Origin of the sequence: Cytobacillus massiliigabonensis (assembly GCF_900199725.1) — a bacterium.
In the GTDB taxonomy this organism is placed as follows: Bacteria; Bacillota; Bacilli; order Bacillales; family Cytobacillaceae; genus Cytobacillus; species Cytobacillus massiliigabonensis.
Map to the genome: position 1 here is coordinate 2288870 of NZ_LT904904.1, position 26039 is coordinate 2314908.

Annotated in this window: 27 protein-coding genes; 21 read left to right on the forward strand and 6 right to left on the reverse strand. The window is 37.2% G+C overall.

Features of this window, described 5'->3' with window-relative positions; all coding sequences use genetic code 11:
• Window positions 1–2: 2 nt before the first annotated feature.
• From C1726_RS22455 to C1726_RS22490, 8 genes are all read left to right on the forward strand, one after another.
• Entirely contained in the window at window positions 3–2348 is a 2346-nt protein-coding gene (locus tag C1726_RS22455; RefSeq protein WP_102275186.1) for a xanthine dehydrogenase family protein molybdopterin-binding subunit, read from the forward strand.
• Between the two features lies 1 nt (window position 2349).
• The gene (locus C1726_RS22460) at window positions 2350–3213 is read left to right on the forward strand and encodes an FAD binding domain-containing protein (RefSeq protein ID WP_102275187.1); all 864 of its coding nucleotides are present in this window, start codon (window positions 2350–2352) and stop codon (window positions 3211–3213) included.
• Window positions 3214–3282: 69 nt separating this feature from the next.
• Window positions 3283–3627 carry an XdhC family protein gene (locus C1726_RS22465; RefSeq protein ID WP_102275188.1) on the forward strand — a complete coding sequence of 115 codons (345 nt, stop codon included), beginning with the start codon at window positions 3283–3285 and terminating at the stop codon, window positions 3625–3627.
• A gap of 16 nt (window positions 3628–3643) precedes the next feature.
• Window positions 3644–4462, forward strand: a complete 819-nt coding sequence (locus C1726_RS22470; RefSeq protein ID WP_102275189.1) for an XdhC family protein — start codon at window positions 3644–3646, stop codon at window positions 4460–4462.
• Window positions 4459–5088: a nucleotidyltransferase family protein gene (locus C1726_RS22475; protein ID WP_102275190.1), complete on the forward strand. Its 630-nt coding sequence runs from the start codon at window positions 4459–4461 to the stop codon at window positions 5086–5088. Before C1726_RS22470 ends, C1726_RS22475 begins: the two co-directional genes overlap by 4 nt.
• Window positions 5089–5189: 101 nt before the next feature.
• Window positions 5190–7238, forward strand: a complete 2049-nt coding sequence (locus tag C1726_RS22480) for a sigma 54-interacting transcriptional regulator (RefSeq protein WP_102275191.1) — start codon at window positions 5190–5192, stop codon at window positions 7236–7238.
• 19 nt (window positions 7239–7257) lie between these two features.
• Window positions 7258–8142 (forward strand): 5-oxoprolinase subunit B family protein, encoded by an 885-nt coding sequence (locus C1726_RS22485; protein ID WP_102275192.1) that lies wholly within the window; start codon window positions 7258–7260, stop codon window positions 8140–8142.
• Window positions 8143–9120 (forward strand): 5-oxoprolinase subunit C family protein, encoded by a 978-nt coding sequence (locus C1726_RS22490; RefSeq protein WP_102275193.1) that lies wholly within the window; start codon window positions 8143–8145, stop codon window positions 9118–9120.
• Window positions 9121–9227: 107 nt separating this feature from the next.
• Here C1726_RS22490 and C1726_RS22495 read toward each other — a convergent pair whose 3' ends face one another.
• Complete coding sequence (locus C1726_RS22495; RefSeq protein ID WP_102275194.1) at window positions 9228–10658, reverse strand: hypothetical protein; 1431 nt, start codon at window positions 10656–10658, stop codon at window positions 9228–9230.
• Window positions 10659–10914: 256 nt separating this feature from the next.
• Here C1726_RS22495 and C1726_RS22500 point away from each other — a divergent pair, with 256 nt between their 5' ends.
• A complete protein-coding gene (locus tag C1726_RS22500; RefSeq protein ID WP_102275195.1) occupies window positions 10915–11598 on the forward strand; it encodes a peptidylprolyl isomerase in 684 nt (227 codons plus the stop codon).
• A gap of 87 nt (window positions 11599–11685) precedes the next feature.
• On the opposite strand, the gene C1726_RS22505 is transcribed toward C1726_RS22500, so the two are convergent.
• Entirely contained in the window at window positions 11686–11991 is a 306-nt protein-coding gene (locus C1726_RS22505) for a hypothetical protein (protein WP_102275196.1), read from the reverse strand.
• A gap of 153 nt (window positions 11992–12144) precedes the next feature.
• On the opposite strand from C1726_RS22505, the gene C1726_RS22510 reads away from it, so the two are divergent.
• Complete coding sequence (locus tag C1726_RS22510; protein WP_102275197.1) at window positions 12145–13653, forward strand: mechanosensitive ion channel; 1509 nt, start codon at window positions 12145–12147, stop codon at window positions 13651–13653.
• 84 nt (window positions 13654–13737) lie between these two features.
• The gene (locus tag C1726_RS22515; RefSeq protein ID WP_102275198.1) at window positions 13738–15039 is read left to right on the forward strand and encodes a hemolysin family protein; all 1302 of its coding nucleotides are present in this window, start codon (window positions 13738–13740) and stop codon (window positions 15037–15039) included.
• Window positions 15040–15104: 65 nt separating this feature from the next.
• Here C1726_RS22515 and C1726_RS22520 read toward each other — a convergent pair whose 3' ends face one another.
• Complete coding sequence (locus tag C1726_RS22520) at window positions 15105–15509, reverse strand: hypothetical protein (RefSeq protein ID WP_102275199.1); 405 nt, start codon at window positions 15507–15509, stop codon at window positions 15105–15107.
• A 154-nt stretch (window positions 15510–15663) separates the two neighbouring features.
• On the opposite strand from C1726_RS22520, the gene C1726_RS22525 reads away from it, so the two are divergent.
• The 6 genes from C1726_RS22525 to C1726_RS22550 all read left to right on the forward strand — a co-directional run bounded on the left by C1726_RS22525 (window position 15664) and on the right by C1726_RS22550 (window position 19383).
• Window positions 15664–16605, forward strand: a complete 942-nt coding sequence (locus C1726_RS22525; RefSeq protein ID WP_180968274.1) for a magnesium transporter CorA family protein — start codon at window positions 15664–15666, stop codon at window positions 16603–16605.
• Between the two features lie 145 nt (window positions 16606–16750).
• The gene (locus C1726_RS22530) at window positions 16751–16975 is read left to right on the forward strand and encodes a hypothetical protein (RefSeq protein WP_102275201.1); all 225 of its coding nucleotides are present in this window, start codon (window positions 16751–16753) and stop codon (window positions 16973–16975) included.
• A gap of 193 nt (window positions 16976–17168) precedes the next feature.
• The gene (locus C1726_RS22535; protein ID WP_102275202.1) at window positions 17169–17501 is read left to right on the forward strand and encodes an STAS domain-containing protein; all 333 of its coding nucleotides are present in this window, start codon (window positions 17169–17171) and stop codon (window positions 17499–17501) included.
• Window positions 17498–17980: an anti-sigma B factor RsbW gene (rsbW, locus tag C1726_RS22540; RefSeq protein WP_102275203.1), complete on the forward strand. Its 483-nt coding sequence runs from the start codon at window positions 17498–17500 to the stop codon at window positions 17978–17980. The genes C1726_RS22535 and rsbW overlap by 4 nt, the downstream gene beginning before the upstream one ends.
• Complete coding sequence (sigB, locus tag C1726_RS22545) at window positions 17946–18728, forward strand: RNA polymerase sigma factor SigB (protein ID WP_102275204.1); 783 nt, start codon at window positions 17946–17948, stop codon at window positions 18726–18728. The genes rsbW and sigB overlap by 35 nt, the downstream gene beginning before the upstream one ends.
• A 223-nt stretch (window positions 18729–18951) precedes the next feature.
• Window positions 18952–19383, forward strand: coding sequence for a hypothetical protein (locus C1726_RS22550; protein ID WP_102275205.1), 432 nt, complete (start codon window positions 18952–18954; stop codon window positions 19381–19383).
• A 120-nt stretch (window positions 19384–19503) separates the two neighbouring features.
• Here the strand turns inward: C1726_RS22550 and C1726_RS22555 are convergent, their stop codons facing one another.
• Entirely contained in the window at window positions 19504–19758 is a 255-nt protein-coding gene (locus C1726_RS22555) for a GlsB/YeaQ/YmgE family stress response membrane protein (protein ID WP_102275206.1), read from the reverse strand.
• A 235-nt stretch (window positions 19759–19993) separates the two neighbouring features.
• Here C1726_RS22555 and C1726_RS22560 point away from each other — a divergent pair, with 235 nt between their 5' ends.
• Window positions 19994–20320 (forward strand): general stress protein, encoded by a 327-nt coding sequence (locus tag C1726_RS22560; protein WP_102275207.1) that lies wholly within the window; start codon window positions 19994–19996, stop codon window positions 20318–20320.
• Window positions 20321–20779: 459 nt separating this feature from the next.
• Here the strand turns inward: C1726_RS22560 and C1726_RS22570 are convergent, their stop codons facing one another.
• Together C1726_RS22570 and C1726_RS22575 are read right to left on the reverse strand one after the other, a co-directional pair.
• Window positions 20780–22150, reverse strand: coding sequence for an amino acid permease (locus tag C1726_RS22570; RefSeq protein ID WP_102275209.1), 1371 nt, complete (start codon window positions 22148–22150; stop codon window positions 20780–20782).
• Window positions 22151–22417: 267 nt separating this feature from the next.
• Window positions 22418–23002 carry a LysE family transporter gene (locus tag C1726_RS22575; RefSeq protein ID WP_102275210.1) on the reverse strand — a complete coding sequence of 195 codons (585 nt, stop codon included), beginning with the start codon at window positions 23000–23002 and terminating at the stop codon, window positions 22418–22420.
• Between the two features lie 114 nt (window positions 23003–23116).
• Between C1726_RS22575 and C1726_RS22580 the strand changes: the two genes are divergently transcribed.
• The 3 genes from C1726_RS22580 (at window position 23117) to C1726_RS22590 (ending at window position 25981) form a co-directional block, all read left to right on the forward strand.
• Window positions 23117–23671: a helix-turn-helix domain-containing protein gene (locus tag C1726_RS22580; RefSeq protein WP_102275211.1), complete on the forward strand. Its 555-nt coding sequence runs from the start codon at window positions 23117–23119 to the stop codon at window positions 23669–23671.
• 133 nt (window positions 23672–23804) lie between these two features.
• Window positions 23805–25154 (forward strand): radical SAM/SPASM domain-containing protein, encoded by a 1350-nt coding sequence (locus tag C1726_RS22585; RefSeq protein WP_102275212.1) that lies wholly within the window; start codon window positions 23805–23807, stop codon window positions 25152–25154.
• A gap of 269 nt (window positions 25155–25423) precedes the next feature.
• Window positions 25424–25981, forward strand: a complete 558-nt coding sequence (locus tag C1726_RS22590) for a GNAT family N-acetyltransferase (protein ID WP_102275213.1) — start codon at window positions 25424–25426, stop codon at window positions 25979–25981.
• Window positions 25982–26039 lie beyond the last annotated feature (58 nt).

Here is a 26039-nt window from a genome sequence, read left to right on the forward strand (position 1 = left end):
TGATGACTAAGGTTGTAGGTGCTCGGCTGAAGAGAAAAGAGGATCCAAAGCTAATAACCGGCAATGGTCAGTTTTCAGATGATATTCAACTGCCTGGCATGCTGCATGCAGCCATTTTGCGGAGCCCCCATGCGCATGCGATGATTAAAAACATTCATATAGAGGATGCATTAAAAGCCCCTGGAGTAGTTGCAATTTACACTGGAAAAGATTTAGAGGGAAAAATCGGCCGTGTTCCATCATCCTGGCTCGTCCCAGGGTGTAACCTGAAGGAAGCGCCACAATACCCGCTCGCAATTGACCGTGTCCGATATGTCGGAGATGGAGTTGCACTTGTTATTGCAGAAGGGCGCTATGCAGTAAGAGATGCATTGTACTTAATTGATGTCGAATACGAACCGCTTTCTCCAGCAGTAGGACAAAAGGCAGCAATGCAGGATCATGCACCACTAGTTCATGATGATATTGAGAAGAACATTGCTTTTCACTGGAAAGCAGGAGAAATACCAGAAGAGGTTTGTGAAAATGCTGAGGTTGCTGTCAAACAAAGCTTTTATATTCAGCGGGTAGCCCCAAGCCCGATCGAAACACGTGCAGCAATTGGACAGTATAATCCAGGAAGCGGAGAATTAACGTTATGGTGTACATCTCAAAATCCCCATATCCATCGAATGGTACTATCGGAAGTTCTTACCATTTCAGAAGCGAAGCTGCGTGTGATTGCACCAGATATGGGCGGTGGCTTTGGAGGGAAGATAGGCGTTTATCCCGATGAAGCGCTTGTTGGCTATGCAGCTCGTGATCTTGGCCGTCCAGTGAAATGGATTGAAGAGCGAAATGAACACTTTATTGCTTCCAACTATGGACGTGATGAGGTGATTGATGTCGAGCTATACGGAAAAAAAGATGGAACTTTAAGTGCGATTCGAGTGAAAAATACACATAATGTTGGTGCGTATTTATCAACAATGGGACCGGGCGTTTCAACAATTGATTTTGGTTTAATGGTTACTGGTTCTTACAAAATTCCGTATGCATCATGTGAGACATTCGGAGTTTATACAAATACTACTCCGACAGATGCGTATCGCGGGGCAGGAAAGCCGGAAGCAACTTATCAAATTGAACGGGCGATTGATTTGTTTACAAAAAAAATTGGAATGGACCCGCTTGAGATTAGAAGGAAAAACTTTGTCCAGAAAGAAGAGTTTCCATATACGAATGCACAAGGTTTGGTCTATGACAGCGGGGACTATGAAAAGCCGTTAACGAAGGCACTCGAAATGATTGACTATAAAAAATTCCGCGAAACACAAAAGGAGCTGCAAAAACAAGGCAAGTTAATTGGCATAGGCTTCTCAACTTATGTAGAGTTATGCGGATTTGGTCCATCAAAGGTAGCAGGTGCAATTGGATTTCAAGGAGGAGTATGGGAAAATTCAACTGTTAGAGTCCATCCATCGGGAAAGGTAACAGTCTATTCTGGTACATCCCCTCATGGGCAAGGACACGCGACCACATTCGGTCAGGTTGTTGCAGAAAAGCTAGGTATCCCTATGGAGGATATTGAACTCGTTTTTGGTGATACAAAGGCAATTTCGATGGGATGGGGAACCTATGGTTCACGTTCAGTTGCTGTTGGAGGAACAGCTGTTGCTATTGCAACAGACCGTATCATAGCAAAAGCAAAAATCATTGCTGCACATGAGCTAGAAGTAAGTGTAGATGAATTAGTATTTGAGAAAGGTGTTTTTTCAGTAAAAGGCACACCGAGCTATAAACGGACATTTCAGGAAATTGCAAAATCAGCTAATATGGCATGGAATTTGCCAGATGGCCTAGAACCGTCACTTGAAGCACAAGCCTTTTTTGATCCGGAAAACTTTGTCTATCCATTTGGTACACATATCGCTGTCGTAGAGGTTGATAGAGAAACAGGGCAAATTGAAATCAAACGATATATCGCTGTAGATGATGTAGGCCGTGTTATTAACCCAATGACTGCTGAGGGGCAGGTCCATGGCGGCATCGCCCAAGGAATTGGTCAGGCTCTTTGGGAAGGGGCGGTTTATAGTGAAGAGGGACAGCTTTTAACGGGTACTTTTATGGATTACACGCTGCCAAAGGCTCGGTTCTTCCCTAAAATTGAAACGGCATTTACTGAAACCTTATCGCCTGTAAACCCTTTAGGTGCAAAGGGAATCGGTGAAACAGGAACAACTGCCTCTACACCAGCGATTATGAATGCAGTCATAGATGCACTAGAGTCTTATGGGATTAAAGATATTGACATGCCGCTGACGCCTGAAAAAGTATGGCGGGCAATTTCAGAAAGCGAGGTCAAGTGATTTGATACCTTCTAAATTTGATTATGTACGCGCAAATTCGATTGATGAGGCGATCCAAAAATTACAGGAGTTTAATGGGGAAGGGAAACTAATTGCTGGCGGACATAGCTTAATACCACTATTGAAATTTAGATTATCTGAACCAGGGGTATTAATTGACATTAGCCGGATTACAGGACTAAAAGGGATTCAAAAGGCTGGGGATCGCATCATTATCGGTGCACTTACTACCCATTTCCAAGCTGCAAATGATCCAATAGTACAAGAATATATTCCTGTATTGTCGCAAACAGTTCGTCAAATCGGTGACTTGCAGGTCCGTAACCGTGGAACAATTGGAGGAAACATCGCTCACGCAGATCCAGCAGCAGACTTGCCAGCAGCAGCTTTTGTCCTCGATGCAGTAATCAATATACATGGGGAGGACGGTCCGGAAACAATGAATGTGGCAGATTTCATTGTAGGACCACTCATTACTTTGCTGCCTGAAAACAGTGTATTAACTAGCATCTCTTTTGCTGTTCCTCCAGCTCATACAAAAGCAGTCTATCTTAAATTTTCCCATCCAGCATCAGGCTATCCAGTCATAGGAGTAGCTGTAGTAGCCGGTATTGGGGAGAATCATGTAATAGATTATATAAGGGTTGCAATTACGGGGGTTGGGGATGTCGCTTTTCGGGCAACATCTGTTGAGGGTATGCTACTAGGTCAGCCATTATCTGAAATGATCCTGAAAGAAGCAGCCCAATTGGCCGCAGAAGATGGTGAAATGGCAAGCGATTTATTTACGACTGAAGAATATCGCCGAAATTTATGCAAGGTATACACAGAACGAGCGTTAAAATCTGTTTTCTATGGCAATTGAGTGATAAAGGGGCTTTCTTTTTGAATGCTCCTTTTTAAATAGACAAAAACATGAATAGGGGGCAAAAATATGATTGAAAATGAACAAATTATTGAAGCCATAAACTGGACAAGAAAATCGGGGAGGAAGTCTGCTTTAGCAACTGTGGTCAGTGTTGGCGGTTCAGCCTATCGCAGAGAAGGGGCAAAAATGCTTGTTGACCAAGAGAACAATATTTTTGGAATGATTTCAGGCGGCTGTTTAGAATCAGATGTTGCAGAAGTAGCAAAATTGGTGATAGAGTCAGGAACTCCCATTTTAAAAACATACCATCTTGATGAAGACCTTGTTTGGGGGCTTGGTCTTGGATGTCCAGGTACAGTGAAAATATACATTGAACCTGTCGAGCCTGTAGCAGTGCTGCAGTGCAAATAATGGCTGGAGGGATATAATGTTCAAACTATCTCCATTTGATGCGTGGTTAAAGAGTATGGAAGATGAACAAGAAGGCATTCTTGCGACTGTTCTTCCAATGGGAGCCTACCAAACAGAAAATGAACCGAAACGTCTATTTTTCTCTAAAGAAACTTTGCTTATCGGAGATCTAGGAGATGAAGAAATAAACTTACGGGTGCTGGAAATTGGGCGGAGAAAATTGAAAGAATCAAATCCGAAGTCAGAAACACGTACATTTACTTTACCAAGTGGAATCGATATTCATGTATTTATTGATGTATACATTCCTCCTAGTGAGCTAATGATTTTTGGGGCAGGTCATGATGCAATCCCAGTAGCGAAATATGCAGTTTCATTAGGCTTTAAAACCACAATTATTGATCAGCGAGCGTTTTATAATACTGAGGAACGCTTTCCTTCTACAAATAGACTAATAGTTAGTCCTATTGATTTTAAAGAAAAAATAAAGATTGGTCATCGAACGTTTATTGTCGTTATGAATCATCATATGGAAAAAGACCAAGAGACATTAAAATTTGTTTTACGCTCTGCAACTCCATATATTGGTGTCCTAGGTCCTCGTTCCCGCCGGATTCGTATGTTAGAAGCACTTGAAGCAGAGGGCATTCTTTTTAATGAAAAAGAGCTAGAAAGAATGTATAGCCCAATTGGACTTGATATCGGTGCCGTTTCCCCAGATGAAATTGCACTTAGCATTTTAGCTGAGGTTGTTGCGAAAAAGAATGGACATTCAGGTGGCTTTTTGCAGGATTCTGATCATATTCATAAAGCATCAGTTAAAGAGCCTGTATGAAAGAGAAGATAGGATATCATTCGGTTTCTGCAATTATTCTTGCAGCAGGAATGTCTACAAGAATGGGGCAGCTAAAGCAGCTGTTGTTACTAAATAGACGGCCGCTTTTAATTCATGTTATTGAGGCAGCAGCATCTGTAGATTTTTTTGAAATTATTACAGTCATCGGCTGCCAAGCATCCAAAATCCAAAAAGAAATCTTAATTGATGATCGTCGTTTTTGCTGGGCCATAAATGAAAAGTATGAAGCAGGACAAAGCTCATCTTTAAAGACTGGTATTTTAAATGTCGGGGAAAAGTCTGCTGGTGTGATGGTTTTTCTTGGTGATCTCCCCTTTATTTTACATGAAACCATTCTAAAGATTTATCGAGCAGGGGTGAAAATGATGCAAGAAACGACGGAAAGTTTTATTATCCAGCCGGAGTACGAAGGAAAGCCTGGCCACCCAGTATTTATAGGGAATTTTAATAGAGAAATTATGATGCAGCTGCATGGTGACACAGGTGCAAAGGTGATTATGGATAAATTCTCCATCCGAAAGCGAATGGCAGTGAATGATATAGGAATATTATTTGATGTAGATACGCCGGAAACATATTTGAAAGCCAAGAGTTTCAATAAATAGAAAAGTCTATATTTTCAAACAAATTGATTTCTATCTGCTGAAATAAAAAGTATAATAGATTGGTATAGGCATTGTTCTTTAACGGAGGAGGGGCAGATAGATTGATTTTGTGGAAGGACATATTAAGACCAATTTCAATTTTTGTAGATGTAAATCAAACAATTGGAGCAGTTATTCGCTATTTCTTTGAACATGATGTAGATATTATCTTTGTGAAGGAAAAGGGATCACTGGTAGGTTATTGTACTCGAGAGCTTCTAATAAATCAAATCGCGAAAACCTCAGACTTAAAAAAGCTAATTAATTATCGAAATGATATTTTAAAAGTACCACAATTTTCTCAAGTGGAATTTTACCATAATGCTACATTAATAATTGGCATCAATGAACAAGGAGACATCATAGGGTATACAACCATTGAACAGGCAAGGCATAGAATGAATGAAATAAAACTTAAAGATATAAATCTCCTGCTGCATGGAGCCGGAGTAGGGATTGTTCGAACAAATGTCCAATATCAAATTGAATACATGAATGAAACAGCAGAAAATATTATGGGTATTCCTAGTTCATTCTTGCTTTTCCGCAATTATAAAACTCTATTAACGAATGATAAAGATTTAGGAAAAGTAATGGATGGGGAAACGCTTGTAAGTGTAAACTCATCTATTAACTTTAAACAAATTAGCGGAAATTTCTATCCGCTAAAAGAGGAGGGAAGGATTACAGGACTTGTTCATGTTTTCTTCTCAAGAGAAGTTTTTGAAGAAGCAGTACAAGAGTTAGATTTTGTGCGTAATTTGAATTCCGATTTACAGGCCGTATATGCTTCCTCGCAAGAACAAATTCTTGTGATTGATGGAGACGGAAAGATCCTCCGTGTAGCTGGCATGTTCCTTGGTGACTTTTGGAAGGTAGAAATGCCTGAGCAAATTATTGGAAAGAAGATCAGTGACTTTTCGAAAAGGAATATTTTTCAACCGAATGTGTTTGAGTTATGTCAGAAGCAAAAGAAAAAAGTGACCGCGATTCAGGATTCAGCAGGAGGCAAGAGAGTTTGGTCAATTGCAACTCCTGTATATTACGAAGGGAAATTAGAAAAGGTGGTTGTGCTTTCAAGGGATATAACACCAGAAAGCCCATCCTATATTAACCAAACGGACGAAGAAGAGGAACGATCCTTACATAATGGAGGCAATGTATCCAACTATGAAAAACGAATTGTTTATCGCTCGAAAAAGATTGAACAATTAGTAACGGAAATCAAACGAGTAGCTCAATTTCATTCAACCATTTTACTTGAAGGAGAATCAGGGGTTGGAAAAGAAGTTTTCGCACATTATATTCACATGGCAAGCGCACGTTATAACAAGCAGTTTGTTCGGATTAACTGTGGTGCGATCCCTGAAAATCTAATAGAAAGTGAATTATTTGGCTACGAGAAAGGAGCATTCACAGGAGCAGATAAGAATGGAAAGGCAGGTTTATTTGAAATAGCACATAACGGCACACTTTTTCTGGATGAAATTGGCGAGCTTCCTCTAAATATGCAGGTAAAGTTATTGCGTGTGCTGCAGGAAAGAGAAGTAACGAGAATTGGAGGCAATCACCCGATTCCGATTAATGTTCGGATCGTTACTGCAACAAATAAAGATTTAAAGGAAATGGTAAACAAAGGAGAGTTTAGGGAGGACTTATACTACCGATTATATGTAATTCCATTTCGGATCCCATCTTTAAGGGAGCGGAAAGATGATATTCTCCCACTATCCATATATTTTATGGAGCAATTTAAACAAATGTACGATATAAAAAAAAGCTTTACTCCAGAAGCGATCGAAGTATTGGAAACATATGCATGGCCAGGGAATGTAAGAGAGCTTCAAAATATTGTGGAACGATTAATCCTCCTGACGAATGACGAATGGATTGGGCGTGAGCACGCATTAAAGTATCTTTATGGAGAAGTTCAAAAAAAGAAAAAGCAGCTATTCGTCTTAGAGCTTATGCCGCTGAAAGAAGCGGTAGAGGAAGTTGAATCTCAGCTGATCGAACGAGGAATGCAAAAATACAGAACAGCTGATCAATTATCAAAGATATTAGGTGTTAGTCCAGCAACAATCAGCAGGAGAATGAAAAAGCTAAAATAAGGAAGGGGTGCGTCTTCTAATGTTTAATTTGCCTGAAACGCATTTTAATTTCGGTGGAGATGAATATATTTATGCTGAAATATCCCGTGATATGAGAATTGAAAGTAATTTTAAAGCATTGGCTGTCACGGAAGAGCTAAGAAAAAGAGAGATTCCTGGAATTATAGATATTGTTTCATCTAATTCCTCTTATTTAGTCCGTTATAATCCTGACATGATTGCTGCAAGAGATTTATTAGATTATTTAAAGGAGATCGATTTAACAAAAAGTGATCCAACAAAACTGCTGTTTTCCGTACGGATAGTCGAAATCCCTGTTTGGTATGATGATCCTGTGTCAATGGAGTTTTCACGAAGGTTTAAAAATAGACATCCCTCTCCAATTTTATCGGACTTTGAATTTGTGATGAAGGTAAATGGATTTAAAGATAAGGAAGCATTTATTAACCAACACTCATCAACTCCTTACCTAATTACAATGGTTGGCTTTCTTCCCGGTACAGCTTGGCATTTTCCCCTCGGATTACAGCCAGATGAAATTCTGCAAACACCTAAATATAATAGTCCGCGAACCGAAACGCCAGAAAGGGGGATTGGGATGGGAGGCGCATTTAATGTGATTTACCCTGTAAATGGTCCTGGCAGCTATCAATTAATAGGCAGGTCTGCCATTCCTGTCGTTGGTCAACAAAATGATTTACAGGAATTGAATGAAGCGTCTTTTCTCGCAAGACCTGGTGATATATGGAAATATCGTCCCGTTAATGAATCTGAATATAATCGGATTAGGACTGATGTTAATACTGGAAAATACGATTATAAGATGAAGGAGGTGAACCTATCTCCGCTTGAATACGCAGGAAAGGGCAAACGATATATTCAAGAGTTAATGGAGGACTTTTAAATGATTGAAGTGAAAAATCCTGGTTTATGGACGACTGTTCAGGATATGGGGAGGTTAGGAAAATACCATTTAGGTGTTCCGCCTTCAGGAGCAGCAGATAAATATTCCTTTATGCTTGGGAATTTTTTAGTCGGCAATCCATTTGAATATGCAGCACTGGAAATGACATTAATAGGCGGTGAGTACCTTTTTCATAAAAACACATTAATTGCTTTAACTGGTGCACCGATGGAGGCATATTTAAACGAGCAGCCTTTGGCCATTTGGGAAACTCATCAGGTGAAGGAAGGGGATCTATTAACAGTTAAGTCTTGCTCTAGTGGTGTAAAAAGTTATTTATGTGTTTCAGGAGGGATTAATGTCCCTGATGTATTAGGAGGAAAGTCAACCTATGAATTAAGTAAGATCGGCGGTTTCCAGGGAAGAAAGTTAAGGGGAGGAGATCAGATTCCTATTAATGAGGGGTTACCAGGAGCCGCCAAGCAGACTGGAAAATCAATCCCAAAGGAATTTGTTCCACAATTTAATGAATTTCAAGATTTACGGGTTATGATGGGAATCACCGGCTATTTAATGAATGACCATGCTTTAAAAACTTTTTTAAATTCAGAATGGACAGTTTCACATGAATCCAATCGGGTTGCCTACCGTTATAAAGGTCCAAAAGTGTCCTTTACGGAGCAGCATCCGCCTTTTGGTGCAGGAAATAGTTTTTCAAATGTTGTTGACATTGCTTATCCGATCGGCTCCGTATTGTTTACAAATGAGGAAGAGCTGATAGTATTGCAAAATGACGCAACAACTGGAGGGGGATTCATTACAATAGGAACTGTCATCAGTCAGGATCTAGATTTAATTGCTCAATCAAGACCATTTTCCAAATGCCGTTTTACTGCTGTGACCATTGATCAAGCGATGCTTGCACGTTCAGAAAGAAGAATAAAGCTAGAAAGACTGATTGAAAATTTAAAAAGATAGGACAAGCTGGGAAGGGGGACTTCCACTTATCCTATCTTGCTATTCATTGTTCACGTAAACTTATTCTCTGGCAAACATCAGGGATAAATAACAGTTTTTAATTACTATTAAAATATTAATAACCCGATAATTGTTGAGAGGATCAACCCAATAATTACCGGCAAGAAGCTCTTTCGAACAAGCTCCATTACCGGCACTTTTGCAAAGCCTGCTACAGCAACTAGAGAGGACCAGGCAATGAGTGTGCCGCCGCCGACCCATACCGAACCCATTTGTCCAATCGCTGACAAAGTAGCAGCATCCACTCCAACACTATCCCCTAATGCCCCTGATAATGAGCCTACTAAAGGCAGTCCTGAAAACCCCGATCCATCTAGTCCTGTAATGGCGCCAATTATTAATATTCCGAATCCTGCAATAAAGGCGCTTTCAGGAATATATTGCTGACCAGCTACGACTAAATCGAAGAGGAAGGATGGTGCTTCTTCTGCACCTGTGTTTAAAATTTTTGCCGATAAGTCCCCACTTCCAATAAAGAAGAACCCTGCAATTGGGATAACAGGTCCCATTGCTTTAAAGGCAAATACAAATCCCTTTACGAGATGGTCACTAACATTATTTAATGAAGAGCGAACACTTCGGAAGGCAGAGGTCACAATTAGGAGTACCGCTGACGCACCGCCAATTAAAGCCGCACCTGTTCCCCCTTCGATAGATGGGATCGCATCAGAAAACTTAGCAAGAACCATATAAATGACGATGATCAAAAAAGTTACAGGGACAAGGATAGCAAAGAAGAGACTGTATTTACTTTTCCTCCCTTGTTCATTCTCTGCTTCCTCCTGAAGTTCATCATTTATTTGACCATTATTTTCCCAAGCAGTAAGGTGTTTGATAGAAGGTTTTATAATGTGTTTTTTTAGCATGATATACGCGATAACAATCGCTGCAGCACCTGTAATGATCGACAATACAAAAGCACGATCTGCAACCGGTGCAACATCAATACCCGCAGCTGTCGCTGTTAATGTTGGAGCAATTTGAATGACATAATCAGATGATAATGCCATTCCTTGCCCTGCAAGTGAAATCGCAATAGCTGCACCAATTGGCGGAAGCCCTGAACGAACAGCTACTGGTATAAGCAAAGCACCGACAAGTGGGACCGCTGGTGTCGGCCAAAAGAATAGAGAAATCGCATACGTAACAAAAATAATCACCCAAAATGAAATATGTCCATTTTTCATGACCTTCTGAAATGGTGTGATCATCTGCTGGTCAGATCCTATAGATTTCAATGAATGCAGCAAAGCAGTCATAATGGCGATAATGAGAAAAATATTAAACAATTCACCAGCCGCTACTAAGCTGCCATTAAAGATTGTCTGCAGACCAGCCGTAAATGAACCGGTAAAAATCCATCCAACTAAAAAGGTGACAATGATGGAAGGAACAACTACATTTTGCCTAAATAACATGGTAATAATGATAATACATGTTCCAATTAAATACATCCAATGGGCAGCTGTTAAATCCATATGCAAGTACACTCCTTTCAAGATAAATAACTTGATAACTTCTTGTAAGGTAGGTTATGCGTATTTTTGGGCTTTGGTGAAAGAGGGTGGAATGCAGGAAAAAATAAATTTACAAAAACACTGCAATCATAAATCTACTTAATAAAAAGGAAATCTTCCTTTTAGATATCATCATTTTCCAAATGATGCATAAATGCTATAATAGAGGCATTCGTCGTACTAGAATATTTAATTCACAAGGAGGATTTTGCAGAGTATGTTATCGAAACATAAATCTTTGGTATTTTTATTTTCGGTATTGCTGGTTCTATTCAGCATCGCTGGCTGTGGAACACAAACAGAAAAAGGTGCTTCAAAAGAAAATAATGGTGGAGAATCGGGAAACAAAACAGGTGAAAAATCAAAATATCCGTCTGATGTAACTGAAAATCCCGTTGTTACTATTACAATGGAAAATAATGATGAGATTAAGCTTGAATTATATCGAGACATTGCACCGAATACAGTAGCGAATTTCGTGTCGTTAATTAATAAGGGTTTTTATGATGGACTAATTTTCCACCGAGTCATCCCTGATTTTATGATTCAAGGTGGGGATCCGGCAGGTAATGGGACAGGTGGTCCGGATTATTCAATTTTTGGTGAATTTGCAGCCAATGGATTTGAAAATAATTTAAAGCATGAACGCGGTGTTTTATCGATGGCACGTACGAATGATCCGAATTCAGCAGGATCGCAATTTTTTATTATGGTGAAAGAATCTCCTCAGCTTGATGGACAATATGCTGCTTTTGGAAAGGTGACAGAAGGAATGGAAGTTGTAGATTCCATTGTTTCTGTGGAAAGGGACGGGGCAGATCTGCCGTTAAAGGAGCAGAAGATGAAAACGGTAAAGGTCGATACGAAGGGGTATACGTATCCAGAGCCTGAAGTTCAATAAGATCATTTTATGAGATTTTATACATAATAAAGAACGCTCCCAAAGAGCGTTCTTTTTATATATATGAAAACCTCATAAATCGACAGCTTATTCTTCTTTATAATCTAATTCATCGTTTCTTTCTCCATCATCAATGCCATTATCCTGATCAACACCATCTCCAATTCCTTTCTCCTTTAATGTATCTTCAATATTTTTCTTTGCTTCTGCCATATTCTCCTTTGCTTCTTGCATCGCATCCTTTGCATCCTGTTCTGTATCGTTATCTACTGCATCTTTTTGTTCCCCGTCACTGATGCCATTATCTTGATCAACACCATCTCCACATCCTGTTAGCCCTCCTAATATAAGAAGTGCAGTTAATCCGCCTGTTAAGAATATTTTCCTATACATATCTAAACTCCTCCTTCTATTAATCGAACTGTTGATTGTATTCCCATCTAAAAACAAGATGAAACATTGATATTTCGAAATGTTTTGAAATAAATGGACAGGGTATTACATAATCCGACCTGCCAATTCAATATGAAAAAGGGAGAGATGTTTATGAAGGTAGAAGAAATTACGGCTGGATGGTATAGATATACCGACCTAATTCCGAATCTATTATTAGCACTTCTTGTATTATTAATTGGCTATTTCGTCTCTAAAGGAATTGGAAAAGCAGTGGAGGGGGCTTTAAAGAAAACAAGTATAGATAATCGTTTATTTTCAAATGCAGGTAATCGAAAATATCCATCAGAAGTGATTATTGGAAAAATAGTTTTTTATATTTTATTCGTGTTTGTGTGGATTATCTTTTTTAATATGCTTAATTTAAGTCTGATCGCAACACCACTCGTAAGTATGGTTTCAACGTTAACTTCGGCCATTCCCAATCTATTAAAAGCTGCTCTTATTCTGCTATTTGCTTGGATCATTGCTTCCCTTGTGCGCATATTCATTGAAAAGGGTGCAAAATTAAGTCATATCCATCGTCGTTTAGTCAATTGGAAAATGGCAAAGAGTGAACAAGATGCTGCGAGTAAAGTGAATAGTTTCGCAAAGGCAATCTTTTATTTTATCCTTTTGTTATTTTTACCTGGGGTACTTGGAGCTTTGCAAATGGAAGGCATTTCTGAACCATTTTCAAATATGTTGTCTGCAATTCTTGCTTTTCTCCCTAAGTTATTTGCTGCCACAGTCATTGTGTTAATCGGCTGGCTAGTAGCTAAATTTGTTCGAGATTTATTAACGAACTTTTTAGGCAGTATTGGAACCGATCGCATCGTGCAGCGAATGGGTATAATCAAAAGTGCAGCAGGAACTAATCTTTCAAGCATACTTGGGAATATTGCGTTTATCTTCATTTTAATACCAGCAATTATTACAGCAATAGAAAAATTAGAACTAAAAGGTATTTCTGAGCCTGCAATTGCGATGCTGCATGATGTATTAACGATGATTCCGAATATACTAGTTGCTGTAATCTTCATTTTAATCGGTTTATGGATAGGAAAATGGGTAGAAAAAATGGTCGTGCAAATGCTGTGGCGTATAAAGTTTGATCAAGTATTTTACCAGATTGGAATAGGGTCTCTAACACCGCAGCAATCAAAGAATTCCTTGTCGCAGTTAGTAGGCTTACTAGCAAAAATTGTAGTTGTATTCTTATTCCTTGCTGAAGCATTACAAGTTGTCCATTTAGATTTTTTAGTCAATATTGCATCAGGTGTTATTGCCTATTTGCCAATGCTGCTAACAGCCGTATTAATCTTAGGAATTGGATTATATGTAGGGCATTTAGTAGAGCGTATACTACAAAATCTATTAAAACTAAAATATTCCCGTACACTCGCAGCGGTTGCAAAGTATTCTATATTTGCTATGACTTTATTCATGGCATTAGACCAGCTTGGTGTTGCTCATTCGATTGTAAATGCTGCCTTTATTCTAATTCTTGGCAGTTTGGCATTAGCATTTGGCCTAGCGTTTGGGCTGGGAGGAAAATCTTTTGCAGCAAAATATTTAGGTAAATTAGATGAGAAGTTAGATGAGAAAACAGAGGAAATTTAAGTTTGAACGTTTACAATCCGAAGTCCATTCATGATTTCGGATTGTAAATATTTGATAGAAATGGGATTAAAGGAGGTCGTCACATTGCTTGTAATTAATGTCTTGCTGATTATTCTATTAATCGCTCTAACTGCCTTTTTCGTTGCAGTTGAATTTGCCATTGTCAAAGTGCGGAGATCCAGAATTGAACAATTGATGGCTGAAGGGAAAAAGAGTGCTTTTTCGGCTAGAAAAGTAGTTACCCACTTGGATGAATATCTGTCGGCTTGTCAACTCGGCATTACGGTGACAGCCTTGGGACTAGGCTGGTTGGGAGAACCAACAGTGGAAAAGCTATTTCATCCCATATTAGCAGCATTCCAAATGAATGAATCCATCACACATCTAATTTCCTTCCTTCTTTCTTTTGTAGTAGTCACCTTTATCCATGTTGTCATAGGAGAGCTTGCTCCTAAATCAATTGCCATTCAAAAAGCGGAAGAAATTACACTGCTATTCGCAAAACCGATTATTCTTTTTTATAAGGTAATGTATCCGTTTATATGGCTTTTAAACAGCTCGGCACGATTACTTGTTGGGATTTTCGGTGTAAAGCCTGCATCAGAACATGAATTAGCGCATTCTGAGGAAGAACTGAGAATTCTCTTAGCAGAGAGCTATAAAAGTGGGGAAATTAATCACAATGAATGGACATATGTAAACAATATTTTTGAGTTTGATGAACGGGTTGCAAAAGAAATAATGGTTCCTCGTACGGAAATGAGCTGTATTTCTGCCAATGATTCAATTAATAAGGTTGTAAATAAATTAAAGACTGAGAGATATACACGCTATCCAGTTGTTGAAGGAGATAAAGATCATATCATCGGAATGATAAATATTAAAATGCTTTTAACAGCAACGTTCAAGAAAAAAGGCTCTAATCATGATGTTACTATCAAAAGTTTTATGCAGCCAATCATTCAAGTTATAGAATCCATTCCAATACATGACCTGCTGATAAAAATGCAAAAGGAAGGCACCCATATGGCGATATTAATAGATGAATATGGCGGAACTTCTGGTTTAGTTACGGTTGAAGATATTATTGAAGAGATTGTTGGCGAAGTAAGGGATGAATTTGATATAGATGAGATTCCGGAGATTCGTAAAATTTCAGATTCTCATTATATTTTGGATGGGAAGGTCTTAATTAATTCAGTTAACGAACGGTTTCAAATACATTTATCTGATGAAGAAGTAGACACAATTGGCGGATGGTTCCTCACACAAAATTCTGCTGCCAAAATAAGTGAAGGGGCAGTAGTTGAAGCAGAGGGGTATGTGTTTACAATTAAGGAAGTAGATGGCTATCACATCTCCTATTTGGAAGTAAAAAAGAGTTAAGCCTCAATGGGGCTTTTTTCTTTGTAAATTAAAGTGAACACTTCAGTTTGGATTGATATTGGAATCTATTTTTTCTTCATTTTATTATTCAATTCTTTATTTAAATACTTAGTTAATATCTTTTGAATGGCTGTAAGCTTTAACAAACTAAAGACAAAAATGACTGTTCCTGCTATCGTAAAAATTTCTTTCATTCGTATATCCTGTGCCAGGAATTGACTGATAGATGAAATGATTACCGCTAGAGAAAATGCTCCGAATAAAATTAGGAAGGTTGCTAACTTACGGCGTATAGGATGACCCAATATAAGCTCAGATTCATCAGTCGTAAATCCAGTACCAGTCATCATTGAAATAACCTGAAACCTAGAAACTTCTACATTTAACCCTGTTAAGCGAAATAAAATAACAAATACTTCAATCACAACCAAGATAATAATTAAATAAATGAATAAAAATAATATATTCATAGGTCACCTCATAATATTCTCAAATAATTGTGTATCGACAGCCATTTAAACCAATAAATACCCATCATTATTTGTGCTAAAACATTCGTTTCAAGTTTGGCTTATTGAACGTCGGGGGAAGAATAATAAAAGATCTCGATAAGGAGTGGATGATTTGCAGAAATCTATCGGCGTAAATCAATGGAAATGGGTTCAATTGGATCAAACCGAAAATGTACATCCCCATTTACAATTGGAAGAGGATGATCCGCTAAACAAATGGCTGAAAGAGGTTCACAATAATAATATGAATTGCATAAGAGTGGACTACTTAAAGAATGGGGAAAAAGCGATGAAAGGTTCACTCATTTATAAACAAAATTTTGAAGCAGAAGAGGACTTTAAAATTTTTCATTTTTATCTGACGTCTACTTGTTTAATCACGATCAATCTTGATTTCCACATACTAAAACAAATCAATCTCGAAACCTTTCAAAAACGAATAGAGTTGACAGAGAATGCAGTTGATGGATTTTTACTATTTCTTGGTGATTTGATGAATGAAATGTTAGTGGAGATTGATCAATTTGAAGAAGCGCTAAAACAACTTATTTGGAGTATACGAACAAGAAATGGCACAGGGATTCTTGAACAAGTATTTAACTGCAGACATGAACTATTCATTTGGAAGAATTTATTCATTCCAATTAATGAACTAAAAATGGCTATCGATGAGATGAATTTTCAAGAAAGTAGGAAAGGGGAGATCTTTAGCTGTACATGTAAGAGGATTGAGCGGGCGTTGGTACTATTAGATGGATATGAAAGGGAAATCGATTCGATAATTAATCTTGAAGAAGTTATTTCATCGCATCGGGGGAATGAAATTATGAAAACGTTAACTGTCATAACGACGATTTTCACTCCTATTATGGCATTAGGGGCTTTATGGGGAATGAATTTTAAGCATATGCCAGAGCTTGAGTGGAAGTTTGGTTATATTCTCTCCATTATATTAATCGTTTTTTCCACTTTCCTTCTATATGCTTATTTAAAAGTAAAGGGTTGGACCGGAGACCTATTAAAAGGGAAAAAGAAGGGGTCATTTTTTAAGTAACAAAGGCATTTTAATAGATTACAAATATTTCAAACAGTTTAATTTCCCAGAATGATAGTTTTGTTTGTATCTTCTAGTGGTAAAACACTAGCAAGGTTATTAATTAGGTAACCTTACTGACTCAAAACCCTGGGAGGAAAAGTAAATGAATATGAATGACCTTAATCAAGTTGATATGTTGATGTCAAAAAATATTTCAGGTACAAAAAATCGAGAAGATGAGCCTCTAGTACAGGACAGCCAGGCATACGGACATGTTACTGATAAGGATATGCAAAAACAAAGCGGCATTCGATATGGAAATATCACTTCGGAGGACAATGTAATAGAAAAGCTAGAAAATAAAGGGGAAGTGTCCCAACGGAAATAGGATGTGCATATGCACATTTGAGTGGAAGAATAAAAGACTTGCACAATAAAACGTGCAAGTCTTTCTAACTAGATATCTCTCGTTTTATCATCTGCATATTCATTTTTTATAGTATGTAATTTTTAAATAGAAAAGAGTTTCAATTTTAATAGGCGAGGGTATAAAAAAACAAATATTTAAAAGGTGTGATGATATGAAGATAAACATCAATAAACAATATAAAGGGAATGAAATATTGGTGTTTGTAGAAGGAGAAATTGATGCCTATACAGCTCCAAAGCTTAGAGAGGAACTGTGGCATTTGTCAGAAAAGGAAAACACGACCATAACTATTAACCTAATGGAAGTTACCTATTTAGATAGTACTGGTCTGGGTGTATTTGTCGGATTATTCAAGCGATTAAATAGCAGTAATGGAGAGTTGAAGCTAATTGAGCTATCTAACAGACTTTTTAAACTCTTCGAAATGACGGGATTATTAAACATAATGAATATTCGTGTAAATTCTGTAGATGGAGGGCGATGATGGAAGTGATGGAATATATTGAAATGAAGTTACCGGCTAAGCCTGATAATATTGGGATCGTAAGACTAACATTGTCGGGAATCGCCAGCAGCATGGGATTTACATATGAAGATGTTGAGGATCTTAAGATTGCTGTTAGTGAAGCATGTACGAATAGTGTACAGCATGCGTATGATAAAAATGAAGGTGGAGAAGTGGTTATAGGATTTGGGATTTATAAGGACAAGCTAGAAATGATGGTCGCCGATTGTGGAAGGAGCTTCAATTTTAACCGGATTAAAGCAGAGCTAGGCCCATATACAGAATCAAGTACTGTGGATCAGCTTGCAGAGGGAGGGTTAGGATTGTATTTAATCGAAACTCTCATGGATGAAGTGCGTGTAATGAATCATTCAGGGGTAACGGTCTACATGATGAAGTATCTAAATGGGGAGCGTGAAAATTATGGCACAATCAACCCAATCGGTAAGACGGTCTAAAGAAGAGATTGAGAGCCTAATTTTAGAGTTTCAAAACGGAAACTCATTAGCCCAAACGATATTAGTAGAACATTATAATGCACTAGTAGCAAGCCTAGCAAGAAAGTACTCAAGAGGGAGAAATTTCCATGAAGATATCGTACAAGTAGGGATGTTGGGGCTATTATCTGCGATTAGAAGATATGACGTAGAAAAGGGAAGCTCCTTTGAATCGTATCTATTTCCTACTGTTATTGGAGAAATTAAGCGATATTTAAGGGATAAGACATGGAGTGTCCATGTTCCGAGGCGTATAAAAGAAATTTGGCCGAAAATAAATTCAATAGTAGACGAACTTACTAATCTAAACCAACGATCACCAAAGATACATGAAATCGCCTATTATCTTGGTATTTCTGAAGAGGAAGTACTTGAAGCAATGGAAATGGGCAAAAGCTATCAAGCTGCATCAGTCGATCAGCCGATTGAAACTGGGAGAGAGGGCAGCATATTAACAACCTTGGATGTAGTAGGATCGTCAGATATAGGCTTTGAAAATGTGGATCGAAAGCTATTGCTTGAAAGTGCACTACATGTATTAACTGAAAGAGAAAAGCAAATTATCCATTGTACGTTTATAGAGAATAAAAGCCAAAAAGAAACAGGAAAGCAATTGGGTATTTCACAAATGCATGTTTCAAGACTTCAAAAAAAGGCAATTGAAAAATTAAGAAAAGAGCTTCAAATAGAGCTGAACAATAGTTCTTAATAAGAACAATGTGCAAATGTCTTGTAAGCTATTTTTAATAGCACAAATGGAGCCTCCCAAAAGGTATTATTAATCTTTTTGGGAGGCTCCATTTGTTATCTCTGCTTTGAGACTAGGCATTTACAATAAGAAATGCAAAAGAAATGACACTTTCAGCTTGTGTTAAAAGGGTTTAAGCAGTAAATGATGAATAATATAAAAAGAGTAAAAATGGGGTGCAAGAATGAAAAAAAATTTTATCATATTTTTTATATTTACTATCTTTCTATTAAATCTTATTGGTTGTTCAAATAATTTTACTAAAGAGTTTGATTGGAACCAGTTAACTCGAGTTGATGTAGAAATATTAAAAGTTAAAAAAAATGCTGATGAAATAATAATTGCAGAGGAAGAAAAGATTATAACTTTAAGAGAATTATTTGCAAAAATTGAATGGGAAGAAAATATAAAGGCTGAAATGGCTAGAAAAGAAGATGTAAAATCCACTTTATTCTTCACATATGATAAAAATATGCCAGAAAGATTATTTGAATATTTTATATGGTTTAATAAAGGCGGCACAACAGCAACGATTATTGACAGAGAAAAGAATGCTCTAGGAACATTAGTCAATGAAGACGCACAAACATTAAAAAATACTCTAGTGAATAACTAAAAGAGCAGGAATGACCTGCTCTTTTAGTGTGATTTGGTATTTTATTTTAATGTTAATTCAAGTTTTCCCTACGAATAGAGAACCATTTAGTATGTTACTAGGACATCTTTTTTAGCTATTTTATGCGGAGCGTCTCACACTTCTTAAAATGATGCTTACAATGAATACTAGAGCAATGGCACCAATAAGTGCTGGGATAAAGTAAAAGCCTCCAATAACAGGTCCCCAGCTTCCTAAGATGAGTGATCCGAGCCACGCGCCGATAAAGCCAGCGATAATGTTTCCGATAATCCCTCCTGGTATATCACGCCCAAGAATCAGACCTGCTAACCACCCGATAATTCCTCCAATAATTAATGCCCAAATAAACCCCATATCATTTCACTCCTTATAAATAGTTATAGCAAATGTGTACCCTTCTCAATAAAAGATAAACATACTTGATAGAAAAGCTAAATAAACTATTAACTGAATATTCGTATCCATTTAATGAATATAGTTAAATTAATGTTTTGAAATCTCTTAAACTGGTTATACAACTAATAGAACCACATGCTGATGATTATTATCAATCAGCCAATAGAAAATATACAGTTTAGGAGGAAAACAAATGGCAAATGTGATCATTGTAGAAAATGGTGTGCAAGCAAAAGAGCAAATTCAGCAATTCATCGATCAAGGATTTACGAAAGAGGAAATATATATACTGGCTCATGATAACAGCCGTTCGAATGATCTAACAAATGCTTTGGATGTTAATGACATCGGTGTAGAAGAACAAGGGATTTTTGATTCAATCGCAAATGTCTTTCGTACAAGGGGAGATGAGCTACGGTCGAAATTAGAGTCACTTGGTGTACCTACAACAGATGCTGAGCAGTATGAAAGAGAGTTAGATCAAGGAAAAGTGGTAGTTTTAGCAAATAGATCTGCGTAGGCAGAAATAAAAGCAGACTGTTTAAGAAATAAAAAGAGCCTTTTGATTCAGAGTAAGCCTTTATCGTTTGCTATTAATTGATGATAGGGCTAAATCTATAAATATATGAGGTGAAAGGATATGAAAATTTCAAATCAAAACTTAGATTCGTTATTAGGTGCTGTGAAAACTGCTAGACATAATAAGAGTGAGAAGCGCACCATAGAAGACTATTTTAGGAATCCTATTGTTCATAAGGAGATAAGCGGAGAGAGAATTTATGTTCCACTAAATTTAAATAGGATTTGGAATGAGGTTTAATCCAAATAGAGAAGAATTAACTGTCTAAACATGATTTCTTTTAATAAAAATTTTGTTTAGGCAGTTAATTAGTTGGAAGTAATAGTCGCTAAAAAAGGAAGTATAGAAAAGGCAGATTGCTTTAACGAGCATCTGCCTTTTGCTATTCTGTAATAATTTTTAATTATTTATTATACTTGCAGTGCTAGTCTTCGCTTTTCGTATGAGATAAATTGCAATTAGAAGGATAAACCACACTGGTGTGACGAATAAAGCAACTCGTGTATCCTCGGCAAGAGCAAGTACAACAAGAACAAAGGCGAGAAAGGCAAGGATCAAATAATTTGAGAAAGGATAAAGCGGAAGTTTAAATTTGCTTACTCGTGCCAAGTCCGGTCTCGTTTTGCGGTATTTTAAATGACAAATAACTGTTATGCCCCAAATAAATAGAAAACATACAGTTGAAATACTAGTAATGAGTGTAAAAACGCCTTCAGGCATGACATAGTTTAATATTACAGCAATCAAAATGACAACAGTTGAAAAGAATAACGCATTAGAAGGCACCTTACGGAAGGTAAGTTTTGTTAGCGGGATTGGTGCGTTCTTATCTTTTGCTAGCGAGTAAAGCATACGGCTCGTACTAAAAATTGCACTGTTACATGCAGAAGCTGCTGAAGTAAGAACTACAAAGTTGACGATGCCTGCAGCAGCAGCAATCCCAATTGCAAGGAATACTTGTACGAATGGACTTTCAGCCGGGTTGATCGCATTCCATGGATAGATGCTCATAATAATTATTAAAGCACCGACATAAAAAATTAATATTCGGATAGGGATATTATTAATCGCTTTAGGAATTACCTTTTCCGGATCCTCTGTTTCTCCAGCAGTCAATCCTACAAGTTCAATACCGACAAATGCAAATACAACCATTTGGAACGAGAGGATAAACCCGTTTATCCCATTAGGAAACATCCCGTCGTGGCTCCATAAATTTGCAAAGCTGGATGCACCAGAGTCAGTCGAAAATCCTTTTACAATCATGATTAGACCAATAATAATTAAAGCTAATATGGCAATGATTTTTATTAGAGCGAACCAGAATTCCATTTCACCAAAAAGTTTAACAGTTGCTAGATTCATAAACAGCAAGACAACAAGGGCGATTAAACCTGGCATCCACTGTGGAACATCAGGAAACCAAAACTGAGTATAAAGCCCAATAGCTGTTAAATCTGCCATTGCAATTGATATCCAGCAAAACCAATATGTCCATCCAGTAATAAAAGCAGCCATATCTCCTAAATAATCTTTTACAAAGTCGACAAAGGAATGGTATTGCAGATTGCTTAACAGCAGTTCGCCTAGTGCACGCATAATTAAAAAACAGATGATCCCAGTAATGATGTATGCGAATAAAATCGATGGTCCAGCCAAATGGATTGATTTCCCTGCACCTAGAAATAACCCAGTACCAATTGCTCCTCCTATTGCAATGAGCTGTACATGCCTGTTTTTAAGACCTCTAGCTAGTTTTTCTTCCTGCATAGGTATTCCCACTTTCTCTTATCTAGTTGTTTGCATATACTGCTATAATTTATTTCTATCATTTTAGCTGTGTACTACGACAGCTTGTTAAAGATTGTAACATACTATATATAAAATCAAAATACTTGAAAAATAAAAATTAATAGAAAGGGTCGCAGGACCCAAAAGTGGAATATAGGGCCAGGTCCCCTGTCCCAAAGTAAATAGGTGGCCTTGAGAAAGAGGGACAAGGAAACTGTCCCCGTGTCCGGCAGTTCCGATAGTATGTTAAACAATTAATATTGAAATCGCACAATACACTAATAACAAGGCCATAACTATATTAAATCGGCTCCGATATTTTACTAGAAATCTTTGAAATAATGAGCCAAAAAGACTCCAAGTAAATGTACTTAAAAATCCGACAAATGCTAGAAATAATGAGAATGAGAGCAAACTCAGACTTGACGTGTGATAGGGAAGAATAAAGGTAGATACGACTGTCAGTCCATATAATATTCCTTTTGGATTAATAAATTGTAGAAGCATTCCTGTTATGAACCGGTTATTTTTGTCTGCTTCATTGTTCGATTCATTCGCTTTACTGGTAAGTATTTTATAAGCAAGATAAAGCATATAGATTGTGCCGATGATCACCATGAAAAACTCAATTTTAGGAATAATATTTTTAAGAACGAGATTAAAATAGCTGGAAGTTATCATAATGACAAAGAACCCTGCACTTACGCCTATACAAAAACGAATGGTCTTCTTTAATCCATATTTGTTGGCAAATAACATCGCCATGATATTATTCGGACCCGGAGTAAAACTGGCAATAAAAACGTATAGCAAGAAAGATACTATTGGCATATTGAAACCCTCCATTTTTTTGTGTGTTATAATGTTCTAAATAATCAATATAACGTCTTACTTTTTATTGTACATTACGGACGTTATATTGTACACAAGGAAAGGGTGATATGCTTGGAAGATATACAATTAATCCTCGCTAAAAATTTGAAAGCTTATAGAGAAAGAAAAAAATTAAGTTTAGAAAAGGTTTCAGAGTTAACGGGAGTAAGCAAAACGATGATTGGCCAAATTGAAAGAGGGGAGTCAAGTCCCACAATTACAACGATTTGGAAAATCGCGAACGGGCTAAAGATTTCCTTTACTTCCCTCATTAATCAATCGCAGCCGGATACAAAAGTTATGTTAAAAAAGGATGTTCAAGTATTGACTGAAGATAATGGAAGGTATCGAGTGTATCCCTATTTCCCATTTCAGGATGAAAGGCGCTTTGAGGTTTATTCTGTAGAAATTGAGCCTGGAGGATTTCTAAGCTCAGATTCTCATGGGGAGGGTACGGAAGAATTTATTACTGTATTTGATGGAGAATTAAAGATTCAAGTGAATAATATGGAATATGCAATTAAAAGTGGTGATTCAATTCGTTTCAAAGCCGACAGACCCCATACTTATCAAAACTCAGGTGAAATGATAACTAGATTAAGCATGACCATACACTATCCAGCATAAAATCCTATTCAGCAGAATAGGATTTTTTTGCATATATTGATGCGAATCACAGAAAATGTTCAAATGAAATTATATAATGGACAATACGTCAAATTTTTAGTTTTTGTTTGTTTAACGAAAAGAGGTTTTTAAAATGCTAGACAACAATACATATATCCCTTCGAGGTTTAATGCCATCACGCACACAGATGATCATGGAATCGTCCTATTCAATAGCTATAACGGGGCTATTTGCTATTTTTCAGAAGAAGAGAAAGCTGAGGTACTAAGTTCTCTAAAAAGAAATGGGACGAATGAATTGGCAAGCGAGATAAAACAAGAGTTATATGACAATGGGTATTTAGTTTCAGAACAAGTGGACGAGAAAAGAAGAGCTCAATTTCTCCATCAATCAATGCACAGGACTGATTTCATGCATCTTGTGCTGATGCCAACGGAAGCTTGTAACTTTCGATGTTCCTATTGCTATGAAACATTTCCCCGTGGAAAAATGAATAGAGAAACTATACTTGGGCTTCATGCATTGGTGAAAGAAAAAGCAGCAAGGTTATCTAACTTAAATATAAGCTGGTTTGGCGGAGAACCATTGCTTGCGTTAGATGTGATTGAAGAGTTGTCAACCTCTTTTATAAATATTGCAAAAGAAAATAAAATCCAATATTCATCTGATCTTGTAACAAACGGTTATTTTTTAACAAAAGAAGTGTTTCAAAAACTACTGTCTTGGGAAATTCGGCAACTGATGGTCACTATTGATGGAATTGGAGAAGTTCACGATAGGAGAAGGTATTTAGCAGGCGGTGGGAAAACCTTTAGCAAAATAATCGAAAATCTAACGGGATTAAAAGATATATCAGGTGATTTTGATATGACGATACGAGTAAATTTCGACGAAAGTAATTTACATGAAACGTCTAAATTAATCGAATTCCTAAAGGTTCATTTTGCCGATGATAAGCGATTTGGCGTTATCTTTCGACCAGTTGGAAGATGGGGTGGGGCGAATGATGATGAGCTTCCTGTATGCAGCCAGATTACATCCAATAAAAAAATTTGGGAATTCACAAATGAAGCAGTTACAAATGGATTGGAAATAAGCTCTATGATTTCAGGCTCTCTCATGCCAACAGGGTCGGTTTGTTATGCTGCGAAACCCAATTCTTTAGTTGTTGGATCTAATGGGCAGTTATATAAATGTACGATTGCTCTGAATGAAGAAATGAATAGGGTCGGACAAATTCATGAAGATGGAAGTGTAACGCTTGATTTCGACAAAATTGCTATATGGACGACATCTGGGGAAGAAACAGATTCAGTCTGTCAATCTTGCTTCTATCGTCCAGCATGCCAAGGAAACCATTGTCCTTTGTACCGGATGAGAACGGGTGAAAGACCTTGTCCATACGAAAAAAGAAGTATAAAGAAAGTTTTAAATCTAATATGGAAAAATAGTTTGAAAGAAGAAATTACCTTATATAAGTGACTACATAAAAGGGGGTGAAATGATGCGTATTCTACGTCCTGCAACAGCACCAGTTACAAATACAAACTCTGGAAAAGTAATGAAGTCCGTACCTGGAAACTTAAACTAAGATGTAGAATCCTGCCACCCCATATTCAAAGATGGGAGGCGGGATTTTTTTATTCTCTTTTGCGATTCCATCTCATTTTCCCAATTATACAAATCATTGTTTTATAATTAGGCAGGATGATGATTTCACTTGTCCTAAAATGAAAAAGGAGTTTTTAGACATGTTATATCAGAATAAGAAAGAGTTTCCAATCCTTTATACAGATCGCCTAGTTTTAAGGGAGGTTACTAATAAAGATGCTCATGACATATATCAATATCTTTCAGATGATGAAGTGAAGAAGCACTATGGATTAGCCCCTTTTGAGTCATTAAAGGAAGCGTTAGGGGAAATTGCATGGTATCACGAGATTTTTCATCAAAATACCGGTATACGGTGGGGGATCACTCTAAAAGGTACAGATAAGGTAATTGGAAGCTGTGGGTTTCTTAACTATACAAAGCAGCATGCCCGTGCTGAGGTAGGGGCAGAGCTAGCAAAAGAATATTGGAGAACAGGCATAGTTTCTGAAGCTTTTCAGGCAATATTAGCATTCGGATATAAGGAAATGGAATTGATGAGAATACAGGCACTGATTGAACCGGAAAACATGGCATCGATAAAACTTGCTGAGAAAAACGGTTTTATAAGAGAAGGACTTCTTAGAAAATATGAATATACAAATGGTAAATTTGACGATTTGCTCATATATTCTTTATTACGGGATGAATTTTGTTAATGAGTTGATTTAGCGTATTTAGCATTTTTAAGAATAATACAAGACATAAATTACATAA

What these genes read in the sequence shown, in the direction of transcription:
- C1726_RS22475 (WP_102275190.1), top strand. Translation starts at nt 4,459, where the DNA reads ATGAAAGAGAAGATAGGATATCATTCGGTTTCTGCAATTATTCTTGCA.
- sigB (WP_102275204.1), top strand. Translation starts at nt 17,946, where the DNA reads ATGGCACAATCAACCCAATCGGTAAGACGGTCTAAAGAAGAGATTGAG.
- C1726_RS22505 (WP_102275196.1), bottom strand. Translation starts at nt 11,991, where the DNA reads ATGTATAGGAAAATATTCTTAACAGGCGGATTAACTGCACTTCTTATA.
- C1726_RS22470 (WP_102275189.1), top strand. Translation starts at nt 3,644, where the DNA reads ATGTTCAAACTATCTCCATTTGATGCGTGGTTAAAGAGTATGGAAGAT.
- C1726_RS22485 (WP_102275192.1), top strand. Translation starts at nt 7,258, where the DNA reads ATGTTTAATTTGCCTGAAACGCATTTTAATTTCGGTGGAGATGAATAT.
- C1726_RS22550 (WP_102275205.1), top strand. Translation starts at nt 18,952, where the DNA reads ATGAAAAAAAATTTTATCATATTTTTTATATTTACTATCTTTCTATTA.
- C1726_RS22575 (WP_102275210.1), bottom strand. Translation starts at nt 23,002, where the DNA reads ATGCCAATAGTATCTTTCTTGCTATACGTTTTTATTGCCAGTTTTACT.
- C1726_RS22500 (WP_102275195.1), top strand. Translation starts at nt 10,915, where the DNA reads ATGTTATCGAAACATAAATCTTTGGTATTTTTATTTTCGGTATTGCTG.
- C1726_RS22490 (WP_102275193.1), top strand. Translation starts at nt 8,143, where the DNA reads ATGATTGAAGTGAAAAATCCTGGTTTATGGACGACTGTTCAGGATATG.
- C1726_RS22555 (WP_102275206.1), bottom strand. Translation starts at nt 19,758, where the DNA reads ATGGGGTTTATTTGGGCATTAATTATTGGAGGAATTATCGGGTGGTTA.
- C1726_RS22590 (WP_102275213.1), top strand. Translation starts at nt 25,424, where the DNA reads ATGTTATATCAGAATAAGAAAGAGTTTCCAATCCTTTATACAGATCGC.
- C1726_RS22585 (WP_102275212.1), top strand. Translation starts at nt 23,805, where the DNA reads ATGCTAGACAACAATACATATATCCCTTCGAGGTTTAATGCCATCACG.
- C1726_RS22495 (WP_102275194.1), bottom strand. Translation starts at nt 10,658, where the DNA reads ATGGATTTAACAGCTGCCCATTGGATGTATTTAATTGGAACATGTATT.
- C1726_RS22530 (WP_102275201.1), top strand. Translation starts at nt 16,751, where the DNA reads ATGAATATGAATGACCTTAATCAAGTTGATATGTTGATGTCAAAAAAT.
- C1726_RS22520 (WP_102275199.1), bottom strand. Translation starts at nt 15,509, where the DNA reads ATGAATATATTATTTTTATTCATTTATTTAATTATTATCTTGGTTGTG.
- C1726_RS22510 (WP_102275197.1), top strand. Translation starts at nt 12,145, where the DNA reads ATGAAGGTAGAAGAAATTACGGCTGGATGGTATAGATATACCGACCTA.
- C1726_RS22570 (WP_102275209.1), bottom strand. Translation starts at nt 22,150, where the DNA reads ATGCAGGAAGAAAAACTAGCTAGAGGTCTTAAAAACAGGCATGTACAG.
- rsbW (WP_102275203.1), top strand. Translation starts at nt 17,498, where the DNA reads ATGATGGAAGTGATGGAATATATTGAAATGAAGTTACCGGCTAAGCCT.
- C1726_RS22535 (WP_102275202.1), top strand. Translation starts at nt 17,169, where the DNA reads ATGAAGATAAACATCAATAAACAATATAAAGGGAATGAAATATTGGTG.
- C1726_RS22455 (WP_102275186.1), top strand. Translation starts at nt 3, where the DNA reads ATGACTAAGGTTGTAGGTGCTCGGCTGAAGAGAAAAGAGGATCCAAAG.
- C1726_RS22465 (WP_102275188.1), top strand. Translation starts at nt 3,283, where the DNA reads ATGATTGAAAATGAACAAATTATTGAAGCCATAAACTGGACAAGAAAA.
- C1726_RS22560 (WP_102275207.1), top strand. Translation starts at nt 19,994, where the DNA reads ATGGCAAATGTGATCATTGTAGAAAATGGTGTGCAAGCAAAAGAGCAA.